Source organism: Pseudomonas sp. X10, from assembly GCF_054889225.1.
Genome location: NZ_CM142677.1, coordinates 1,311,807 through 1,328,426 on the forward strand (window position 1 = coordinate 1,311,807; position 16,620 = coordinate 1,328,426).

The window sequence follows — 16,620 nt, forward strand, 5'->3', positions numbered from 1 at the left end:
TCTCAGTCTTCGTGCGGCTCCCAGTCGCGGGTCCGATCCACCGCCTTCAGCCAGCCTGCGTAGAGTTTTTCCTTCTGCGCATCATCCAGCTGTGGGCTGAACTCGCGCTCTATGATCGCCTTGTCGCGCAGTTCGTCCAGGCCGCTCCAGAAACCGCAGGCCAGGCCCGCCAGGAACGCTGCGCCGAGGGCGGTGGTCTCACGCATCTTCGGGCGCTCGACACAGGTGCCGAGGATGTCGGCCTGGAACTGCATGAGGAAATTGTTGGCCACCGCGCCACCGTCCACGCGCAGTTCGCTGAGGCGCTGGCCACAATCCTGCTGCATGGCGTCGAGGACATCACGGGTTTGGTAGGCGATGGATTCCAGCGCGGCACGGATGATGTGATCGACCTTGACACCGCGGGTCAGGCCGAACAGGGCGCCACGGGCGTAAGGGTCCCAGTAAGGCGCACCAAGGCCGGTGAAGGCTGGTACCAGGTAGACGCCATTGCTGTCCTTGACCTTGCTGGCGAAGTACTCGGTGTCGAAAGCATCGTTGACGATCTTCAACTCGTCGCGCAGCCACTGGACAGTGGAGCCACCGTTGAACACCGCGCCTTCCAAGGCGTAGGCCACTTCGCCGCGCGGACCGCAGGCGATGGTGGTGAGCAGGCCGTGGGAGGAGGTCACTGCCTTGTCGCCGGTGTTCATCAGCAGGAAGCAGCCAGTGCCATAGGTGTTCTTGGCCTGGCCCGGCGCCACGCACATCTGGCCGAATAGCGCGGCCTGTTGGTCACCGGCGATACCAGCGATGGCGATACCGCTCTTGGTATGGCCGTAGACTTCGGACGAGGCACGGACTTGCGGCAGCATCTGCCGGGGAATGTTCAACACCTGCAGCATCTTCTCGTCCCACTCCAGGGTATGGATGTTGAAGAGCATGGTGCGCGAGGCGTTGGTGTAGTCGGTGACGTGCACCTTGCCGCCCGAGAACTTCCAGATCAGCCAGGTATCGACGGTGCCGAACAACAGGTCGCCACGTTCGGCACGCTCGCGGGCGCCTTCGACATTGTCGAGGATCCATTTCAGTTTGGTGCCGGAGAAGTACGGGTCGGTGACCAGGCCGGTGGTCTGGCGAATGTACTCCTGGTGGCCGTCACGCTTGAGCTGCTCGCAGATTTCGGTGCTGCGCCGGCATTGCCAGACAATGGCGTTGTAGACCGGCCGGCCCGTCTCCTTGTCCCAGACCACGGTGGTTTCGCGCTGGTTGGTGATGCCGATGGCCGCCACTTGGGCATGGCTCAACCCGGCTTGGGCCAGGGCTTCGACCATGGTTGCACTCTGGGTGGCGAAGATCTCCATCGGGTCGTGCTCGACCCAGCCGGCCTGCGGGTAGTGCTGGACGAACTCGCGCTGGGAGGTGCCGACCACATTGGCGTCACGGTCGAAAATGATGGCCCGCGAACTGGTCGTGCCCTGGTCAAGGGCAATGATGTAGTTCTTGTTCTGGGTGTCTGTCATGTCGTTGGCCTTGCGCAAAATTTGGGAGTAAGTCAGGGCTTGGTGTGCCGCGCTCGCGGGCGCCGGCTTCAGGAAACCTGGGTCTTGCCCTGAGGATTATCGTCTGTTTGGGCGCCTGCGGCCTCGACAACCGGTAGGTTGCGGGCAATCACGCCGCGATACAGGGCTGCGCCAAGGCACGCCCCGGTGATTGGCGCGAACACCGGAATCAGGAAATAAGGAATGTCACGGCCACCGGTAAAGGCCATCTCGCCCCAACCGGCGAGAAAGGTCATCAGCTTGGGCCCGAAGTCCCGTGCGGGGTTCATGGCGAAGCCGGTGAGCGGACCCATGGCGCTGCCGATCACGGCGATCAGCAGGCCAATCAGCAGAGGCGCCAGGGCGCCACGTGGCAGGCCATTGTTGTCATCGGTCAGTGCCATGATCACCGCCATCAGGATCGCGGTGATGATCATTTCGACCAGGAAGGCCTGCCCGATGGAAAGGGCCGGGTGCGGGTAGGTGGAGAACACCGAGGCCAGTTCGAGGCTGGCTTGGCTGCCACGGACCATGGCATGGGCCTGTTCGAAATCGAAAAATAGATTGCTGTACAAGGTATAGACCAGCGCCGCCCCACAGAACGCTCCGACGACCTGGGCGAGTATGTAGAACGGCAATTTGTGTTTTTGGAAACCGGCGAACAGGCACAGCGCGATACTCACGGCGGGGTTCAGGTGCGCGCCGGAGACGCCGGCGCTCAGGTAGATCGCCATGCTCACGCCGATGCCCCAGATGATGCTGATTTCCCAGAGCCCGAAGCTGGCGCCAGCGACCTTGAGCGCGGCGACACAGCCGGTGCCGAAGAAGATGAGTAGGGCAGTGCCGAGAAATTCGGCCATGCATTGGCTAGAAAGCGTCGGTTGTCGTAGAGCAGTCGTCATGTATGACCTCGGTTCTTGTTGTTGTGAGGCGCGTGGGCGCTCGACAGCAAGGCCCGGCGTCGATCCCCATTGATACCGGGCGAATGAAAGGAAGTGCACCCTAAAGGAGCGCTATATCTTCAGAAACGAAAAAATATAGACAAGAAACGCTTATGTCAAAGGTCGAAAATGAACCGATGGCCATATTCTGACTGCCGGTGACGATGGCGCCCAGATCCGTTCCGGAGTGCTGCTGGCTGGGTGCTGGCTTTTGCCCTAAAGTACCGACACCCTTGGCCCCCTCTGACTGGAGCAGTGCATGACCCCCGCTTTGGACTTGCTGAAGAAGGCGCGCGCTGAACACCGCGTGCACAGTTATGAACATGACCCCAAGGTCGCTTCGTATGGTCTGGAAGCGGCAGAAAAGCTTGGGCTGGACCCCTTGCGGGTGTTCAAAACGCTGTTGGCCAGTAGTGAGAAGGGGGAGTTGCTGGTGGCGGTGGTACCCGTGGTGGGTAGCCTGGACCTCAAGGCCCTGGCACAGGCCGCTGGCGTGAAGAAGTGCGAGATGGCCGACCCAATGGCGGCTCAGCGCGCAACCGGCTACTTGGTGGGTGGCATCAGCCCACTGGGTCAGAAGAAGCGCCTGCGCACCTTTATCGACCAATCCGCGCAAGGGTTCGAAACCATTCACGTCAGCGCGGGCCGCCGTGGCCTGGAAGTGGAATTGGCTGCAGCCGTGCTGGCTGCTCATACTCAGGCACAGTTCGCTGGAATTGGCAGGGGTTGATCGCTGTACTGGCTGAAAACCACTCTGCCGCAAATCTCACGGGCGACGCTGGGATGAGGTAGGAGCCAGCGTCAGCTGGCGGTGCAAGGCAAAGCCTCGCCAGGGGCAGGACGGCGGGGCAGCCTAGACGCCGTCCTGTTGCGATGCCTGTCGTCAGGTCGACGAACTGTAGCGCCGCACGCCGATTTCCTGGGCTGGCAACTGCGCCGCGACGCTGCCAGGCACCGGGAACAGCACCAGATGGTCGGCGGCCACTTCGATGCCCACGTCATGGCCGACCTGATGGTCGACATGGCTGGGGAAAATCGCTTCCAACTGGCTGCCGGTGGGCAGTTGCAGGCGGTACAGGGTCGAAGCGCCGAGGAAACTCTTGCCGACGATCCGTGCCTGCAATGCGCTGTCTGGCGCATGAACGATGTCGTCCGGGCGTAGCAGGACATCCACCGCGCTACCCGGTGTCATCGTATAGGCACGGTTGCCACGCAGCTCGCCTAGCTCGGTATTGACTGCCTCGGGGCTGAGCAGTTGGCCACGGATGAAGTAGCCCTGGCCGATGAAACTGGCCACGAAGGGGGTCAGTGGCTCGTGGTAGAGGTTGTAGGGCGTATCCCACTGTTCCAGCCGACCTTCCTTGAACACGCCGACGTGATCGCTGACCGCGAAGGCTTCTTCCTGGTCATGGGTCACCAGGATGGCGCTGGTGCCGCGGCTCTTGAGAATGTCGCGCACTTCATGGCTCAGGCGGCGACGCAACTCCACGTCGAGGTTGGAAAACGGTTCGTCGAGCAGCAGCAGTTGCGGCTCCGGCGCCAGGGCGCGGGCGAGGGCAACACGTTGCTGCTGGCCGCCGGACAGCTCGTGCGGGTAACGTCCGCCGAGGCCGCCGAGTTTGACCAGTTCGAGCATTTCTTCGACCACTTCGCGCTGCTGCGGATGCTTGCCAATACCGAAGGCAATGTTCTGCGCCACGGTCAGGTGGGGGAACAGCGCATAGTCCTGGAACACCATGCCGATCCGGCGTTTCTCCGGGGCGAGGGTGAACCCGGCCCGGGAGATGACTTCTCCGGCCAGTTGGATCTCGCCCTCGTGCACCGGTTCGAAACCGGCGATCGCGCGCAAGGTGGTGGTTTTGCCGCACCCCGACGAGCCCAGCAGGCAACCGATGTCGCCTGCGTTCAGGTGCAGGTTGAGGTTCTGGACGATGCGCTGGTCGCCATAGCCGCAGGCGAGGTTGCGCAGGTTGAGCAGTAAGGGTTGACTCATGCGTGGTGGTAAGCCGGTTCTACAAGGAATTCGAGAAGGGCCTTCTGCGCATGCAGGCGGTTTTCCGCTTGGTCCCAGGCGACCGAACGAGGGTCGTCGAGCAGGTCCAGGCTGATTTCCTCGCCACGGTGGGCGGGCAGGCAATGCATGAACAGGGCATCGGGTGCCGCCAGGTCGAGTAGTTCGCGGGTGACCTGGTAAGGCGCGAAATGCGCCAGACGCCGTGCAGTTTCCTCCTCCTGGCCCATGGAAGTCCAGACATCGGTGCTCACCAGATGTGCGCCGCGCACGGCATCCTTCGGATCACGGACGATCTGCACGCGGTCGCCGGCCTGAGCGACAAAGCGCGCATCTGGCTCATAACCTTCGGGGCAGGCGACGCGCAGTTGGAAGTCGAACTGCATGGCGGCTTCTATATAGCTGTTGCACATGTTGTTGCCATCGCCGATCCAAGCTACGGTCTTGCCCTGGATCGAGCCACGGTGTTCGAGGAAGGTCTGCATGTCGGCCAGCAGTTGGCAGGGATGCAGGTCGTCGGACAGGCCATTGACCACCGGTACCCGCGAGTTGGCCGCGAATTCGGTCAGGGTGCTGTGGGCGAAGGTGCGGATCATCACTGCATCGAGCATGCGCGACATGACGATCGCGCAGTCGCCGATCGGCTCGCCACGGCCCAGCTGGGTGTCGCGCGGCGACAGGAAGATGGCCTGGCCGCCGAGCTGGATCATGCCGGCTTCGAACGACAGGCGAGTGCGGGTCGAGGACTTTTCGAAGATCATCCCCAGCACGCGGTTTTTCAGTGGTTCGAACAGTACGCCGCGATTACGCAGGTCCTTCAGCTCGATGCCGCGACGGATCACACTGAGCAACTCGTCGGGTGTGAAATCCATCAGGGAGAGAAAGTGCCTAGCGCTCATGATTGACTACCTTATTTGCAACGGACAGCAGGTCGACCGTAACGGTTTTCTTGACAACGGGAATGACCTGCGGCGAAAGCCGCACGGGGCGACGAAAATAGGGAAAGGCGCAATACTATAATTAAATGTCGCCTCAAACCAAGAGGGGTGGCATCGCCACTGTTTCAAAGGGTGTCGAAAACCCTTGTGCAGACACTGTTTTTTATTTTCTACAGCAGGGTTTTACACTGCCTGCCGTGCCCTTGGCAAACCGCGTGTCGTGATCGTGTTGCCTGATGTCGTCCGATTCACGTCGCGAACCTCTCTGGCAGCGGGCCGCAGGCGGGTGCATAGTCCGGCTGTCGTACAACAACAAAGCAGAGGCGGCCATGACCAAGACCCTGCATCACCGTGCCTGTCACCTGTGCGAGGCCATCTGCGGTCTGAATCTCGAAGTCACTCACCATGCCGACGGTCAGGCGCAGATCAGTTCGATCAAGGGCGATCCGCAGGACCCCTTCAGCCGTGGACATATCTGTCCCAAGGCCGTGGCCCTGCAGGATATCCAGAATGATCCTGACCGTCTGCGCCAGCCCCATCGGCGTATCGGCGAGCGTTGGGAACCGATCACTTGGGAGCAGGCCTTCTCCCTGGCGGCCGAGAGGCTCTGGGATATTCAGCAGGCCCATGGACGCAATGCCGTGGCGGTGTACCAAGGCAACCCCAGCGTGCACAACTATGGTCTGATGACCCACAGCAACTACTTCCTCGGCTTGCTCAAGACTCGCAACCGTTTTTCCGCCACCTCCGTCGACCAGTTGCCGCATCACCTGACCAGCTACCTGATGTATGGACATGGCCTGCTGCTGCCGGTCCCGGACATCGACCACACCGACTTCATGCTGATCCTTGGCGGCAATCCACTGGCATCCAATGGCAGCATCATGACCGTCCCGGATGTCGAGAAGCGCCTGAAGGCCTTGCAGGCGCGTGGCGGCCGCTTGGTGGTGATCGATCCGCGGCGCAGCGAGACGGCGGCCATGGCCGATCAGCACCTGTTCATTCGGCCGGGCGGTGATGCCGCATTGCTGTGTGGGTTGCTCAATACCCTGTTCGTGGAGAACCTGGCGCGTGGCTCGCATTTGCCCGTGCAAGGGCTGGAGTCGGTGCAAGAGGCCATTTCCCCCTTCGACGCCGAATCCATGAGCGCGCTGTGCGGGATACCTGCCGACGCGATCCGCCAACTGGCCCGTGACTTCGCGGCTGCCGACAAGGCGGTCTGCTATGGCCGCATGGGGGTGTCCACCCAGGCATTCGGTACGCTTTGCCACTGGTTGGTGCAGTTGATCAACCTGGTCACCGGTAACCTCGACCGGGTCGGCGGCGCGCTATGCACCGAGCCTGCGGTCGACCTGGTGGCCAGCACCTCGGGCGGACATTTCAATGCCTGGCAAAGCCGGGTCTCTGGCCTGCCCGAGTATGGTGGCGAACTGCCGGTGGCGGCATTGGCCGAGGAAATTCTCGAGCCGGGGGAAGGGCAGGTCCGGGCGCTGGTCACCGTGGCCGGTAATCCGGTGCTCTCCACGCCTAATGGACGACAGTTGGACCAAGCCCTGAATGGGCTCGAGTTCATGCTTAGCATCGACTTGTACATCAACGAGACCACACGCCATGCCGACCTGATCCTGCCTTCTACCTCGGCACTGGAGAACGATCACTACGACACCACGTTCAACCTGCTCGCGGTGCGCAATGTCACCCGTTTCAACCGGGCGATCCTGGCCAAGCCTGAAGGGACCTTGCACGATTGGGAGATCTTCGTCGGCCTGGCCCAGGCATTTGCCGAGCGAGCGCAGGTGACGCTGAAGCCGACCCAGGCGCCGGCACAGATGATCGACCATGGCCTGCGCCATGGGCGCTATGGTGATACCTCGCCCTGGCGCTTGTCATTGGAGACTTTGGCACAGCATCCACATGGCCTGGACCTTGGGGCGCTGCAGCCGAACCTGTCTTCAAGGCTCAAGACTCCGGGGCAGTGCGTCGAGGCGGCTCCCCAGGCCTTGCTCGACGATTTGCAGCGCCTTGCCCGGCAAGTGCCGCCAGAGCCTGGGCAACTGCTGCTGATCGGACGCCGGCATGTGCGCAGCAACAACTCCTGGATGCATAACTTCCACCGGCTGGTCAAAGGCAAGCCCCGTCATCAGTTGCTGATGAACCCGGCGGACCTCGCCGAACGGCAACTGCAGGATGGGCAATGGGTCCAGGTCAGTTCGCGGGTAGGCACGGTCCAAGTGCAGGTGCAGGCCAGCGACGAAGTCATGCCGGGCGTGGTCAGTCTGCCGCATGGTTATGGCCACGGGCGCAAGGGCGTGCACCTGGCGATCGCCAACGCCCAGGCGGGAGCCAGTGCCAATGACCTCACCGACGAGCACCGGCGCGACGCAGTGTCGGGCAACGCTGCGTTGAACGGTGTGCCGGTGGAGGTGGTGGCGGCCTGAGGATCGGCAAGGCCGAGCACGCTGCTCGGCTTTCCGATACAATGCCTCACCGTGCCGACGATCGTCGGAAAGTTCAGCCGAGGTGCTCCATGGATATCATCGAAACAATCAAAGAGCAGATTGCCAACAACACCATTCTGCTTTACATGAAAGGCTCGCCGAATGCCCCGCAGTGCGGTTTCTCGGCGCGTGCTGCGCAAGCTGTAATGGGTTGCGGCGAGAAGTTCGCTTACGTCGACATCCTGCAGAACCCGGAAATCCGCGCCAACCTGCCCAAGTACGCCAACTGGCCGACTTTCCCGCAACTGTGGGTCGGCGGTGAACTGGTCGGTGGCAGCGACATCATGCTGGAGATGTTCGAGAAGGGTGAACTGCAGACCCTGATCAAGGAAGCGGCCGCCAAGGCTTCCGAAGCCTGATTCCGTTCGCCGGGCCAGTTCGCTGGCCCGGTGGCACGCGCCAACAAAAAGCCCCGCGATTGCGGGGCTTTTTGTTGGCGAAAGGTTATTCGCTCATCTGCGATTGCAGGTAGTTCTCCAGGCCGACCTTGTCGATCAGACCCAGTTGGGTTTCCAGCCAGTCGATATGTTCTTCTTCTGACTCGAGGATGTCCTCGAGCAGCTCACGGCTGCCGAAGTCGCCCACGGTTTCGCAGTGAGCAATAGCGGCCTTGAGGTCGACCAGGCCCTTTTGTTCGATCTTCAGGTCGCATTCGAGCATTTCCCGGGTGTGCTCGCCGATCAGCAGCTTGCCCAGGTCCTGGACGTTGGGGATACCCTCGAGGAAGAGAATACGCTTGATCAGTTTGTCAGCGTGTTTCATCTCGTCGATGGATTCTTTGTACTCGTGCTTGCCGAGCTTATCCAGGCCCCAATCTTCGTACATGCGCGCGTGCAGGAAGTACTGGTTGATCGCGACCAGCTCGTTTCCGAGGATCTTGTTGAGATGCTGGATGACGCTTACGTCGCCTTTCATGATGGGGTCCTGCCCTTGTAGAAGTGTGCCTATAAGCAGGAGTTTGAGCCTGACAACTGTTGCTGTCAAACCTAAGTTATTGAATATTAAGTGAAAATTAATCGGAATAAGAATGTTTGTGAACCGCGTTTTAAGCCTAACTTCTTGAATTGCAGGCATAAAAAAACCGGACACTAGGTCCGGTTCTTCGAATTCAGGGTTTTATGCCGCAGTAAATTCTGCGGGATAGGGCAGGGCGGCTTGGCTGACCTGCAGATCAGTGAGGGTTTCACGCACCACCTGCTTGGCCAGGCAGGCACATTTGCCACACTGGGTGCCGACATTGGTGGCGGCTCGGACTTCCTTGTAACTGCAGCATCCTTCATAGATCGCATCGCGGATCTGTCCGTCGGTTACACCAACACAAAGACACACATACATAAGAGTCAGACCATCGCTGGTTACGGCTTGATGGTTTGGAGCTTAATGGTAATGAGAATGCTTGTCAAAACTCTTTCCCTAAGCCCTGTCCTTGAGCGACCGGCGGTTGAATTCGGCGTGTCACGTCAAGCGGTGTATGATGGCCGGCCTTTGTGTGATTCCGAGCGGACCATCCCGCTCGGGCAGTCCATTTTCACCATTATCAGGAGATATCGAATGAGTGTGCTCGTAGGCAAACAAGCCCCGGATTTCACCGTCGCCGCTGTACTGGGCAATGGCGAGATCGTCGACAGCTTCAACCTGGCCTCGGCCATCAAGGGCAAGTATGGCCTGGTGTTCTTCTACCCACTGGACTTCACCTTCGTCTGCCCGTCCGAGCTGATCGCCCTGGACAACCGCATCCCTGAGTTCCAAGCTCGCGATGTTGAAGTGATCGGCGTTTCGATCGACTCGCACTTCACCCACAACGCCTGGCGTAACACCCCGGTCGACAAGGGCGGCATCGGCCAGGTCAAGTACACCCTGGCAGCCGACATCTCCCACGAGATCTGCAAGGCCTATGACGTCGAGTCCGAAGGCGGCGTAGCTTTCCGTGGCGCCTTCCTGATCGACAAGAACGGCGTTGTCCGCTCGCAGATCGTCAACGACCTGCCACTGGGCCGTAACATGGACGAACTGCTGCGTCTGGTCGATGCCCTGCAATTCCACGAAGAGCACGGCGAAGTCTGCCCTGCCAATTGGAAGAAAGGCGACAAAGGTATGACCGCTTCGCCAGAAGGCGTTGCTGCTTACCTGAGCGAGAACGCTGGCAAGCTGTAAGCGCCAATGCGTGAAAAAAAACCGGCCTTGATCAGGCCGGTTTTTTTAGCTTCAAGCTTCAGGACTAGACAGGTTTGAAATTTGCAACTTAGTCGTTGAAGTCACGCCAGCCGCCCATTTCTTTCCAGCGGTTGACGATGCCGCAGAACAGTTCAGCGGTTTTCTCGGTGTCGTAGCGTGCCGAATGCGCCTCTCGGCCATCGAAGTCGATATCGGCGCTCTGGCAGGCCCGAGCAAGCACGGTCTGGCCATAGGCCAAGCCGGCCAGGGTAGCTGTGTCGAAGCTGGAGAAAGGATGGAACGGGTTGCGCTTGATGTCGTTGCGCGCCACCGCAGCATTGAGGAATCCCAGGTCGAAGCTGCTGTTGTGCCCGACCAGGATCGCCCGCTTGCAGCCATTGGCTTTCAGCGCCTTGCGTACGCCACGGAAAATGTCGGTCAGTGCCGTTTCCTCGCTTACTGCCATGCGCAGCGGGTGATCCAGCTTGATACCGGTGAACTCCAGCGCTGCCGGTTCGATATTGGCGCCTTCGAACGGCTCTACCCGATAGAAGTAGGTGTGCTCCGGGAACAGGAAGCCTTTCTCGTCCATGCCGATGGTGACCGCGGCAATTTCCAGCAGGGCGTCGGTGGCGCTGTTGAAGCCGCCGGTCTCGACATCCACCACCACTGGCAGGTAACCGCGAAAGCGTTCGGCCATCGGGTGACGTGGGCCGCTAACCTGACCGTCCTGGTCGTCATCAAAGCGATCTTCGCTCACGCATTGTCCTCCAGCAGGCGCCAGCGCAGCTTTTCACCGGCGCGCAGCGGAACGACGGTCTGCTCACCGAAGGGCAGGCTGTCGGGGGCAGTCCATTCGTCGCGGACCAGGGTGATGGTGTCGGTGTTTGCTGGCAGGCCATAGAAGGCCGGGCCGTGCAGGCTGGCGAAACCTTCCAGCTTGTCCAGGGCGTTACGTTGCTCGAAAGCCTCCGCGTACAGCTCGATAGCGGCATAGGCGGTATAGCAGCCGGCACAACCGCAGGCGGCTTCCTTGGCGTGGCGGGCGTGGGGTGCCGAGTCGGTGCCGAGGAAGAACTTGCTGCTGCCGCTGGTGGCGGCGTCCAGCAACGCCACCTGGTGGGTGTTGCGCTTGAGGATCGGCAGGCAGTAGAAGTGCGGACGGATACCGCCGACCAGCATGTGGTTGCGGTTGTACAGCAGGTGCTGGGCAGTGATGGTCGCGCCGACGTTGCTCGGTGCTTCCTTGACGAACTGCGCGGCATCGGCGGTGGTGATGTGCTCGAACACGACCTTGAGGGTCGGGAAGCGCTCGACCACACGGCTCAGGTGCTCGTCGATGAACAGCTTCTCGCGGTCGAACACGTCGACTTCACCGCGTGTCACTTCACCGTGCACCAGCAGGGGCATGCCGGCCTCGGCCAGGGCTTCGAGCACCGGGAAGATATTGTCGATGCTGGTCACGCCGGAGTCGGAGTTGGTGGTGGCGCCGGCCGGGTACAGTTTGGCAGCGTGGACGAACCCCGTGGCCTTCGCCGCGTGGATGTCCTCGGGGCGGGTGCGGTCGGTGAGGTAGAGCACCATCAGCGGCTCGAAGCGGCTGCCAGCCGGGCGTGCGGCCAGGATACGCTCACGGTAGGCGCCAGCCTCGGCAGCGTTACGCACTGGCGGGACCAGGTTGGGCATGATGATGGCGCGGGCAAAGGTGCGCGCCACGTCGCCGACAGTATGTGGCAGAACAGCTCCATCGCGAAGATGGATGTGCCAGTCATCGGGACGCAGGAGGGTCAGGCGATCGGACATTGGGGATTCCAGGCGGGTCGAACTCAGGGTGAATGCTACCGGAAAAGCCAAGGGCGAGCACTGGCTATCAAGTTTTGCCGGAGCGGACCGATAGCGTGCAGGTATGCCGTGGAAAATCTGTGGAGCCGCCCGTGCGCCAGCGTTACCTAGCCCTGTTCAGTGTGTTTGCCAGCCTGCCGGCCATGGCACTGACTTTCCAGACTCGCATGGAGAACATCGAGTGGAAGGTGGAGGGCGACCAATTCGAGTGCCGCTTGACCCAGCCTATCGCTGATTTCGGCAGCGGCGAGTTTGTGCGTCGGGCTGGCGAACAGGCGATTTTCCAGCTGCGCTCGCCCGGCAATGCGTTGGGTGCGGGTTCTGCCACCTTGCTGGCGGCAGCGGCGCCATGGCAACCGGGGCGGGGTGACATCAACCTGGGCGCGGTGCGTATGGCGCGCAGTGGCGTTCTTTTCACTTCATCCCAAGGGCAGGCCAGCCGCCTGATCAACGGTTTGCTCGACGGTCGCAGCACCGTGGTCCGCAACTACACGGGTGAGGGTGGCCGGGTGATGGAGGTCCGGGTGTTGCCGGTGAGCTTCAATAAAGCCTATAGCGATTATCAAACGTGTGTCAGCAAACTGTTGCCGATGAATTATGACCAGGTCCGCCAGGCCCAGGTGGGTTTTCCCGGCGGGGGGATCGAGCTGGACAGCGCTGCGAAGGCGCGCCTTGACGTGATTCTCGACTACCTGAAGGCTGATCCCACGGTCAATCACATCGAACTTGACGGTCACTCCGATAACAGCGGCAATCGCCTGGCCAACCGCGACTTGTCGCGCCGCCGCGCGTTGGCTGTCATGGAGTACCTCAAGGCCCGTGGTGTGCCCGAAGAGCAATTCACCGTTCGCTTTCATGGCGAACGCTACCCGCTGGTCAAGAACAGCAGCGCCGCGAATCGGGCGCGCAACCGCCGGGTGAGTATCCAGCTGGAGCGCTTGGCTCCGGTCGCAAAGCCGCTGGAGAACGCGCCTGACAAGCCTGCGGACACACCGGCCACCAGTGTTTCCGGCGCCCCGGCTGCGGCGCCGACGGATCCGGCCACGCCAGTAGGATCCTGAGCGCGACCAGTGGTCGCGCTCTCGACAGTTCTTGTCGCTTTGTCATCACAAGCTGTCGCCCCACTGTAAATTCCGCGGGAAGGCCGGTACAATCAACGGCTTTCCGTACAACCCCGTGGAGTGATGGCATGGCGGACGTAAAAAAGGTCGTACTGGCGTATTCCGGCGGCCTTGATACTTCGGTGATTCTCAAATGGCTGCAGGACACCTACAACTGCGAAGTGGTGACCTTCACCGCTGACCTGGGTCAGGGCGAAGAGGTCGAACCGGCCCGCGCCAAGGCCCAGGCCCTGGGCGTGAAAGAAATCTACATCGACGACCTGCGCGAAGAGTTCGTGCGTGATTTCGTCTTCCCGATGTTCCGCGCCAACACCGTCTACGAAGGCGAGTACCTGCTGGGTACCTCCATCGCCCGTCCGCTGATCGCCAAACGCCTGATCGAAATCGCCAACGAAACCGGTGCTGATGCCATTTCCCATGGCGCTACCGGCAAAGGTAACGACCAGGTGCGTTTCGAGCTGGGCGCCTATGCGCTCAAGCCTGGCGTCAAGGTCATCGCACCCTGGCGCGAGTGGGACCTGCTGTCCCGCGAGAAGCTGATGGACTATGCCGAAAAGCACGGTATCCCGATCGAACGTCACGGCAAGAAGAAGTCGCCGTACTCGATGGATGCCAACCTGCTGCACATCTCCTACGAAGGCGGTGTCCTGGAAGATACCTGGACCGAGCACGAGGAAGACATGTGGCGCTGGAGCGTTTCGCCAGAGAACGCCCCCGACAAGCCGACCTACATCGAGCTGACCTACCGCAACGGTGACATCAGCGCCATCGACGGTGTCGAGATGACTCCGGCCACCGTGCTGGCCACTCTCAACCGCATCGGCGGCGAGAATGGCATCGGTCGTCTGGACATCGTCGAGAACCGCTATGTGGGCATGAAGTCCCGTGGCTGCTACGAGACGCCTGGCGGCACCATCATGCTCAAGGCCCACCGTGCCATCGAGTCGATCACCCTGGACCGCGAAGTCGCTCACCTGAAGGATGAGCTGATGCCGAAGTATGCCAGCCTGATCTACACCGGTTACTGGTGGAGCCCAGAGCGCCTGATGCTGCAGCAGATGATCGACGCTTCGCAGGCCAACGTGAACGGCGTGGTGCGCCTGAAGCTGTACAAGGGCAACGTCATCGTCGTTGGCCGCAAGTCGGACGACTCCCTGTTCGATGCCAACATCGCGACCTTCGAGGAAGATGGCGGCGCCTATAATCAGGAAGATGCTGCTGGTTTCATCAAGCTCAATGCGCTGCGCATGCGCATTGCTGCCAACAAGGGCCGTTCGCTGCTCTGAGGTTGGCGCTTGGTGACGAAAAACCCGGCATGCCGGTAACGCTGTTCGCTTAAGCTTGAGTGTCTTCAGGTGGGGCTGCTACGCAGCCCATCGCGACACAAGGCCGCTCCCACAGATGGCAAGTGGGGCCTTGTGTCGCGATGGGGGCGCAGCGGCCCCAAACCATACGACAGATGTCTTAAGTGAACAGCATTACCGGCGTGCCGGGTTTTTTTATGGCTAGCGGGTGCATGCCTTGGGTTCTTTGTTGTTCTTTAGATCCCGAGCGGGGTTCCAAGAGCGCCATAGGACTCAAGGCATGCATCTGGTGGTCATCGCGCAATCCCACTGACTCCCCCTGCAACCTGTGAAGAACCTTTTTTGCCTTGCCATTGGCTTCACTTTGATCATGCGCCGACCTTTTCAGGCGCAGTCGGCAAGGGGCGTACGCTGAGGGTAATACGCGTCTGACTGTCAAGATTGTTTATCACCCAGTGGCGTTCCTTGCGATGTTCTTGAACCGCGGTACGCAATATATGCGCAGCAATCACCTTTCTCGCATCAGTCCCTGACACGGTGAGGATCATGACGTCCCCAACAACGGAACTGTTCAAGACGCTGGAAGTCCGGGGAGAAGGCGGACCTGCCTGTTGTGTTGCTATATCTGCGCCGTTCGTGATGGCCGGAGGTTGTGCGCCAATTGAGTCTTCCTGTGACTCAGCAGGGGCGGGAGAAAGTTCAGCGGCGCTCTTTTCTTCCGAGGGTGAGTATAAAGACCTGTAGTTGAAGTTCAGCGTCAGGAAAAAAAGTACCGTCAGGAAGAACGGGAAAGCCACGAGAAACCATGTATAGATGGACTGGCTTCTTTCGCTCAGAAACGGTAGTGAAGCCAGCGCGGAGGCTTCGATGATACCGGCGAAGATGGCAATGATGGTCAGCGGACTGATGGGGTCTGTTCGGCTCATGGGCTTGGCTGTCTGTTGGTAGGTTGCCAACCTTTAGCATGCCGTCGGAGTTAGAAGCACTGTACGCAGTTTCGTCGAGGAAATGAGCCCCCCTTGGGCATGTTGCTATTTTCCGATGTTGACTTTGTATTTTGGGAAAATTCTCTCAACTCATATTGAATGCAGCGGTATGGGGAAGTTTTCCGGTGATGCTAGTTTTGCTTGCCAGTTAATCCATGAGGGGGCTTCTGGCAACTGTTGCGAAATGATGCGATGTGTAGGGGTTTTCCGCGAAATCTGTAGTACTCATCCCTGCTTGTAAGTGTATGGAGAGTCGCCGCGCATTGTCGTGTTTTACTAGGCTATCGTGCGATTTTAGAAATAGAACAACGAGAAAATGGATATCCCATGAATAAAGTGCTGATCGTGGATGATCATCCGGTCATTCGCCTGGCTGTCCGCATGCTGATGGAGCGGCATGGCTACGAAGTCGTGGCGGAGACGGACAATGGTGTGGATGCGCTGCAACTTGCGCGGGAGTTTCTCCCGGACATCGTCATACTGGATATCGGCATTCCCAAGCTTGACGGCCTGGAGGTCATCGCCCGCTTGGCGGCCAACAGCGTCATGTCGAAGGTGCTGGTATTGACTTCCCAGGCAGCGGGCCACTTTTCGATGCGCTGCATGCAGGCGGGGGCCGCCGGTTATGTCTGTAAGCAGCAGGACCTTACCGAACTGCTCAGCGCCATCAAGGCGGTGCTGTCCGGCTACAGTTACTTTCCCAACCAGGCGCTGCACAAGACCCGCTCGAGCATGGGCGGGGCCAGCGAGGCGGATATGGTGGAGCGTCTCTCCGGCCGGGAGATGATGGTTCTGCAGCAGTTGGCCCGGGGTAAGAGCAACAAGGAAATCGCCGAAGGCATGTTCCTCAGCAACAAGACAGTCAGCACGTACAAGGCGCGACTTCTGCTCAAACTCAATGCCCGTTCCCTGGTGGACCTGATCGAACTCGCCCAGCGGCATGGGCTGGTCTGAATGCTTGCCGGTACTCGAAGCGGCAATGGTCTCAAAGACAGGGCAACTGTCACGAAAAAGCCTCCGTAATGGAGGCTTTCAAACCAGGTTTAGCGGCTACAGGTCGTAATCGTAATCGGCCAACTGTTTCTGCAGGCGTCGCTCTTCCAGAAGGTTATCGATAGTACGGCGTTTGCTCAGATTGGTCTTTGCCAGTTCTACCTGAGGCTCCGCATCGTCTTCCGTACTGTTGTAGTCATCGTCGATTACCAGCTCTTCTTTATCGGTGCTCATGAGTCACTCCACGCCAAGAGGGCCATTGGCGCACCTTATAGCGAGAAACTCTGAGCGGGTAAAAAAGATTTTTTCAAT

Annotated in this window: 17 protein-coding genes; 7 read left to right on the plus strand and 10 right to left on the minus strand. The window is 60.1% G+C overall.

The window, feature by feature from the left end:
- Window positions 1-2 precede the first annotated feature (2 nt).
- Both glpK and ACYU03_RS06105 read right to left on the minus strand, forming a co-directional pair.
- On the minus strand, window positions 3-1,502 hold the full coding sequence (glpK, locus tag ACYU03_RS06100) for a glycerol kinase GlpK (RefSeq protein ID WP_461888881.1): 1,500 nt from the start codon (window positions 1,500-1,502) through the stop codon (window positions 3-5).
- 68 nt (window positions 1,503-1,570) lie between these two features.
- Window positions 1,571-2,422, minus strand: coding sequence for an MIP/aquaporin family protein (locus tag ACYU03_RS06105; protein ID WP_461888883.1), 852 nt, complete (start codon window positions 2,420-2,422; stop codon window positions 1,571-1,573).
- A gap of 298 nt (window positions 2,423-2,720) precedes the next feature.
- Here ACYU03_RS06105 and ybaK point away from each other — a divergent pair, with 298 nt between their 5' ends.
- Window positions 2,721-3,191, plus strand: a complete 471-nt coding sequence (gene ybaK / locus ACYU03_RS06110; RefSeq protein WP_461888885.1) for a Cys-tRNA(Pro) deacylase — start codon at window positions 2,721-2,723, stop codon at window positions 3,189-3,191.
- A 153-nt stretch (window positions 3,192-3,344) separates the two neighbouring features.
- Here ybaK and ACYU03_RS06115 read toward each other — a convergent pair whose 3' ends face one another.
- Both ACYU03_RS06115 and argF read right to left on the minus strand, forming a co-directional pair.
- A complete protein-coding gene (locus ACYU03_RS06115) occupies window positions 3,345-4,454 on the minus strand; it encodes an ABC transporter ATP-binding protein (protein ID WP_461888887.1) in 1,110 nt (369 codons plus the stop codon).
- Entirely contained in the window at window positions 4,451-5,371 is a 921-nt protein-coding gene (gene argF, locus ACYU03_RS06120) for an ornithine carbamoyltransferase (RefSeq protein WP_461888889.1), read from the minus strand. Before argF ends, ACYU03_RS06115 begins: the two co-directional genes overlap by 4 nt.
- A gap of 368 nt (window positions 5,372-5,739) precedes the next feature.
- Between argF and ACYU03_RS06125 the strand changes: the two genes are divergently transcribed.
- Together ACYU03_RS06125 and grxD are read left to right on the plus strand one after the other, a co-directional pair.
- Complete coding sequence (locus ACYU03_RS06125) at window positions 5,740-7,848, plus strand: molybdopterin-dependent oxidoreductase (RefSeq protein WP_461888891.1); 2,109 nt, start codon at window positions 5,740-5,742, stop codon at window positions 7,846-7,848.
- Between the two features lie 89 nt (window positions 7,849-7,937).
- Window positions 7,938-8,267, plus strand: coding sequence for a Grx4 family monothiol glutaredoxin (gene grxD / locus ACYU03_RS06130; protein ID WP_461888893.1), 330 nt, complete (start codon window positions 7,938-7,940; stop codon window positions 8,265-8,267).
- 85 nt (window positions 8,268-8,352) lie between these two features.
- On the opposite strand, the gene bfr is transcribed toward grxD, so the two are convergent.
- On the minus strand, window positions 8,353-8,823 hold the full coding sequence (bfr, locus tag ACYU03_RS06135) for a bacterioferritin (RefSeq protein ID WP_461888895.1): 471 nt from the start codon (window positions 8,821-8,823) through the stop codon (window positions 8,353-8,355).
- A gap of 201 nt (window positions 8,824-9,024) precedes the next feature.
- Entirely contained in the window at window positions 9,025-9,243 is a 219-nt protein-coding gene (locus ACYU03_RS06140) for a bacterioferritin-associated ferredoxin (RefSeq protein ID WP_461888897.1), read from the minus strand.
- A gap of 216 nt (window positions 9,244-9,459) precedes the next feature.
- Here ACYU03_RS06140 and ACYU03_RS06145 point away from each other — a divergent pair, with 216 nt between their 5' ends.
- Complete coding sequence (locus ACYU03_RS06145; RefSeq protein WP_461888899.1) at window positions 9,460-10,062, plus strand: peroxiredoxin C; 603 nt, start codon at window positions 9,460-9,462, stop codon at window positions 10,060-10,062.
- An 88-nt stretch (window positions 10,063-10,150) separates the two neighbouring features.
- Here ACYU03_RS06145 and rnt read toward each other — a convergent pair whose 3' ends face one another.
- Window positions 10,151-10,822, minus strand: a complete 672-nt coding sequence (gene rnt / locus ACYU03_RS06150) for a ribonuclease T (RefSeq protein WP_461888901.1) — start codon at window positions 10,820-10,822, stop codon at window positions 10,151-10,153.
- Entirely contained in the window at window positions 10,819-11,865 is a 1,047-nt protein-coding gene (pyrC, locus tag ACYU03_RS06155; protein WP_461888902.1) for a dihydroorotase, read from the minus strand. Before pyrC ends, rnt begins: the two co-directional genes overlap by 4 nt.
- A gap of 131 nt (window positions 11,866-11,996) precedes the next feature.
- Between pyrC and ACYU03_RS06160 the strand changes: the two genes are divergently transcribed.
- Both ACYU03_RS06160 and ACYU03_RS06165 read left to right on the plus strand, forming a co-directional pair.
- The gene (locus ACYU03_RS06160) at window positions 11,997-12,965 is read left to right on the plus strand and encodes a flagellar protein MotY (protein ID WP_461888904.1); all 969 of its coding nucleotides are present in this window, start codon (window positions 11,997-11,999) and stop codon (window positions 12,963-12,965) included.
- A 128-nt stretch (window positions 12,966-13,093) separates the two neighbouring features.
- The gene (locus tag ACYU03_RS06165; RefSeq protein ID WP_461888906.1) at window positions 13,094-14,311 is read left to right on the plus strand and encodes an argininosuccinate synthase; all 1,218 of its coding nucleotides are present in this window, start codon (window positions 13,094-13,096) and stop codon (window positions 14,309-14,311) included.
- 386 nt (window positions 14,312-14,697) lie between these two features.
- Here ACYU03_RS06165 and ACYU03_RS06170 read toward each other — a convergent pair whose 3' ends face one another.
- A complete protein-coding gene (locus tag ACYU03_RS06170) occupies window positions 14,698-15,255 on the minus strand; it encodes a hypothetical protein (protein ID WP_461888908.1) in 558 nt (185 codons plus the stop codon).
- 387 nt (window positions 15,256-15,642) lie between these two features.
- Between ACYU03_RS06170 and ACYU03_RS06175 the strand changes: the two genes are divergently transcribed.
- The gene (locus tag ACYU03_RS06175) at window positions 15,643-16,269 is read left to right on the plus strand and encodes a response regulator (protein WP_461888910.1); all 627 of its coding nucleotides are present in this window, start codon (window positions 15,643-15,645) and stop codon (window positions 16,267-16,269) included.
- Window positions 16,270-16,365: 96 nt separating this feature from the next.
- Here the strand turns inward: ACYU03_RS06175 and ACYU03_RS06180 are convergent, their stop codons facing one another.
- Window positions 16,366-16,542, minus strand: coding sequence for a PA3496 family putative envelope integrity protein (locus ACYU03_RS06180; RefSeq protein WP_461888912.1), 177 nt, complete (start codon window positions 16,540-16,542; stop codon window positions 16,366-16,368).
- Window positions 16,543-16,620: the final 78 nt, after the last annotated feature.

Excerpts from the sequence above, each read along its gene's own strand:
- glpK (WP_461888881.1), bottom strand. The coding sequence starts at position 1,502 with ATGACAGACACCCAGAACAAGAACTACATCATTGCCCTTGACCAGGGC.
- ACYU03_RS06105 (WP_461888883.1), bottom strand. The coding sequence starts at position 2,422 with ATGACGACTGCTCTACGACAACCGACGCTTTCTAGCCAATGCATGGCC.
- ybaK (WP_461888885.1), top strand. The coding sequence starts at position 2,721 with ATGACCCCCGCTTTGGACTTGCTGAAGAAGGCGCGCGCTGAACACCGC.
- ACYU03_RS06115 (WP_461888887.1), bottom strand. The coding sequence starts at position 4,454 with ATGAGTCAACCCTTACTGCTCAACCTGCGCAACCTCGCCTGCGGCTAT.
- argF (WP_461888889.1), bottom strand. The coding sequence starts at position 5,371 with ATGAGCGCTAGGCACTTTCTCTCCCTGATGGATTTCACACCCGACGAG.
- ACYU03_RS06125 (WP_461888891.1), top strand. The coding sequence starts at position 5,740 with ATGACCAAGACCCTGCATCACCGTGCCTGTCACCTGTGCGAGGCCATC.
- grxD (WP_461888893.1), top strand. The coding sequence starts at position 7,938 with ATGGATATCATCGAAACAATCAAAGAGCAGATTGCCAACAACACCATT.
- bfr (WP_461888895.1), bottom strand. The coding sequence starts at position 8,823 with ATGAAAGGCGACGTAAGCGTCATCCAGCATCTCAACAAGATCCTCGGA.
- ACYU03_RS06140 (WP_461888897.1), bottom strand. The coding sequence starts at position 9,243 with ATGTATGTGTGTCTTTGTGTTGGTGTAACCGACGGACAGATCCGCGAT.
- ACYU03_RS06145 (WP_461888899.1), top strand. The coding sequence starts at position 9,460 with ATGAGTGTGCTCGTAGGCAAACAAGCCCCGGATTTCACCGTCGCCGCT.
- pyrC (WP_461888902.1), bottom strand. The coding sequence starts at position 11,865 with ATGTCCGATCGCCTGACCCTCCTGCGTCCCGATGACTGGCACATCCAT.
- ACYU03_RS06165 (WP_461888906.1), top strand. The coding sequence starts at position 13,094 with ATGGCGGACGTAAAAAAGGTCGTACTGGCGTATTCCGGCGGCCTTGAT.
- ACYU03_RS06170 (WP_461888908.1), bottom strand. The coding sequence starts at position 15,255 with ATGAGCCGAACAGACCCCATCAGTCCGCTGACCATCATTGCCATCTTC.
- ACYU03_RS06175 (WP_461888910.1), top strand. The coding sequence starts at position 15,643 with ATGAATAAAGTGCTGATCGTGGATGATCATCCGGTCATTCGCCTGGCT.
- ACYU03_RS06180 (WP_461888912.1), bottom strand. The coding sequence starts at position 16,542 with ATGAGCACCGATAAAGAAGAGCTGGTAATCGACGATGACTACAACAGT.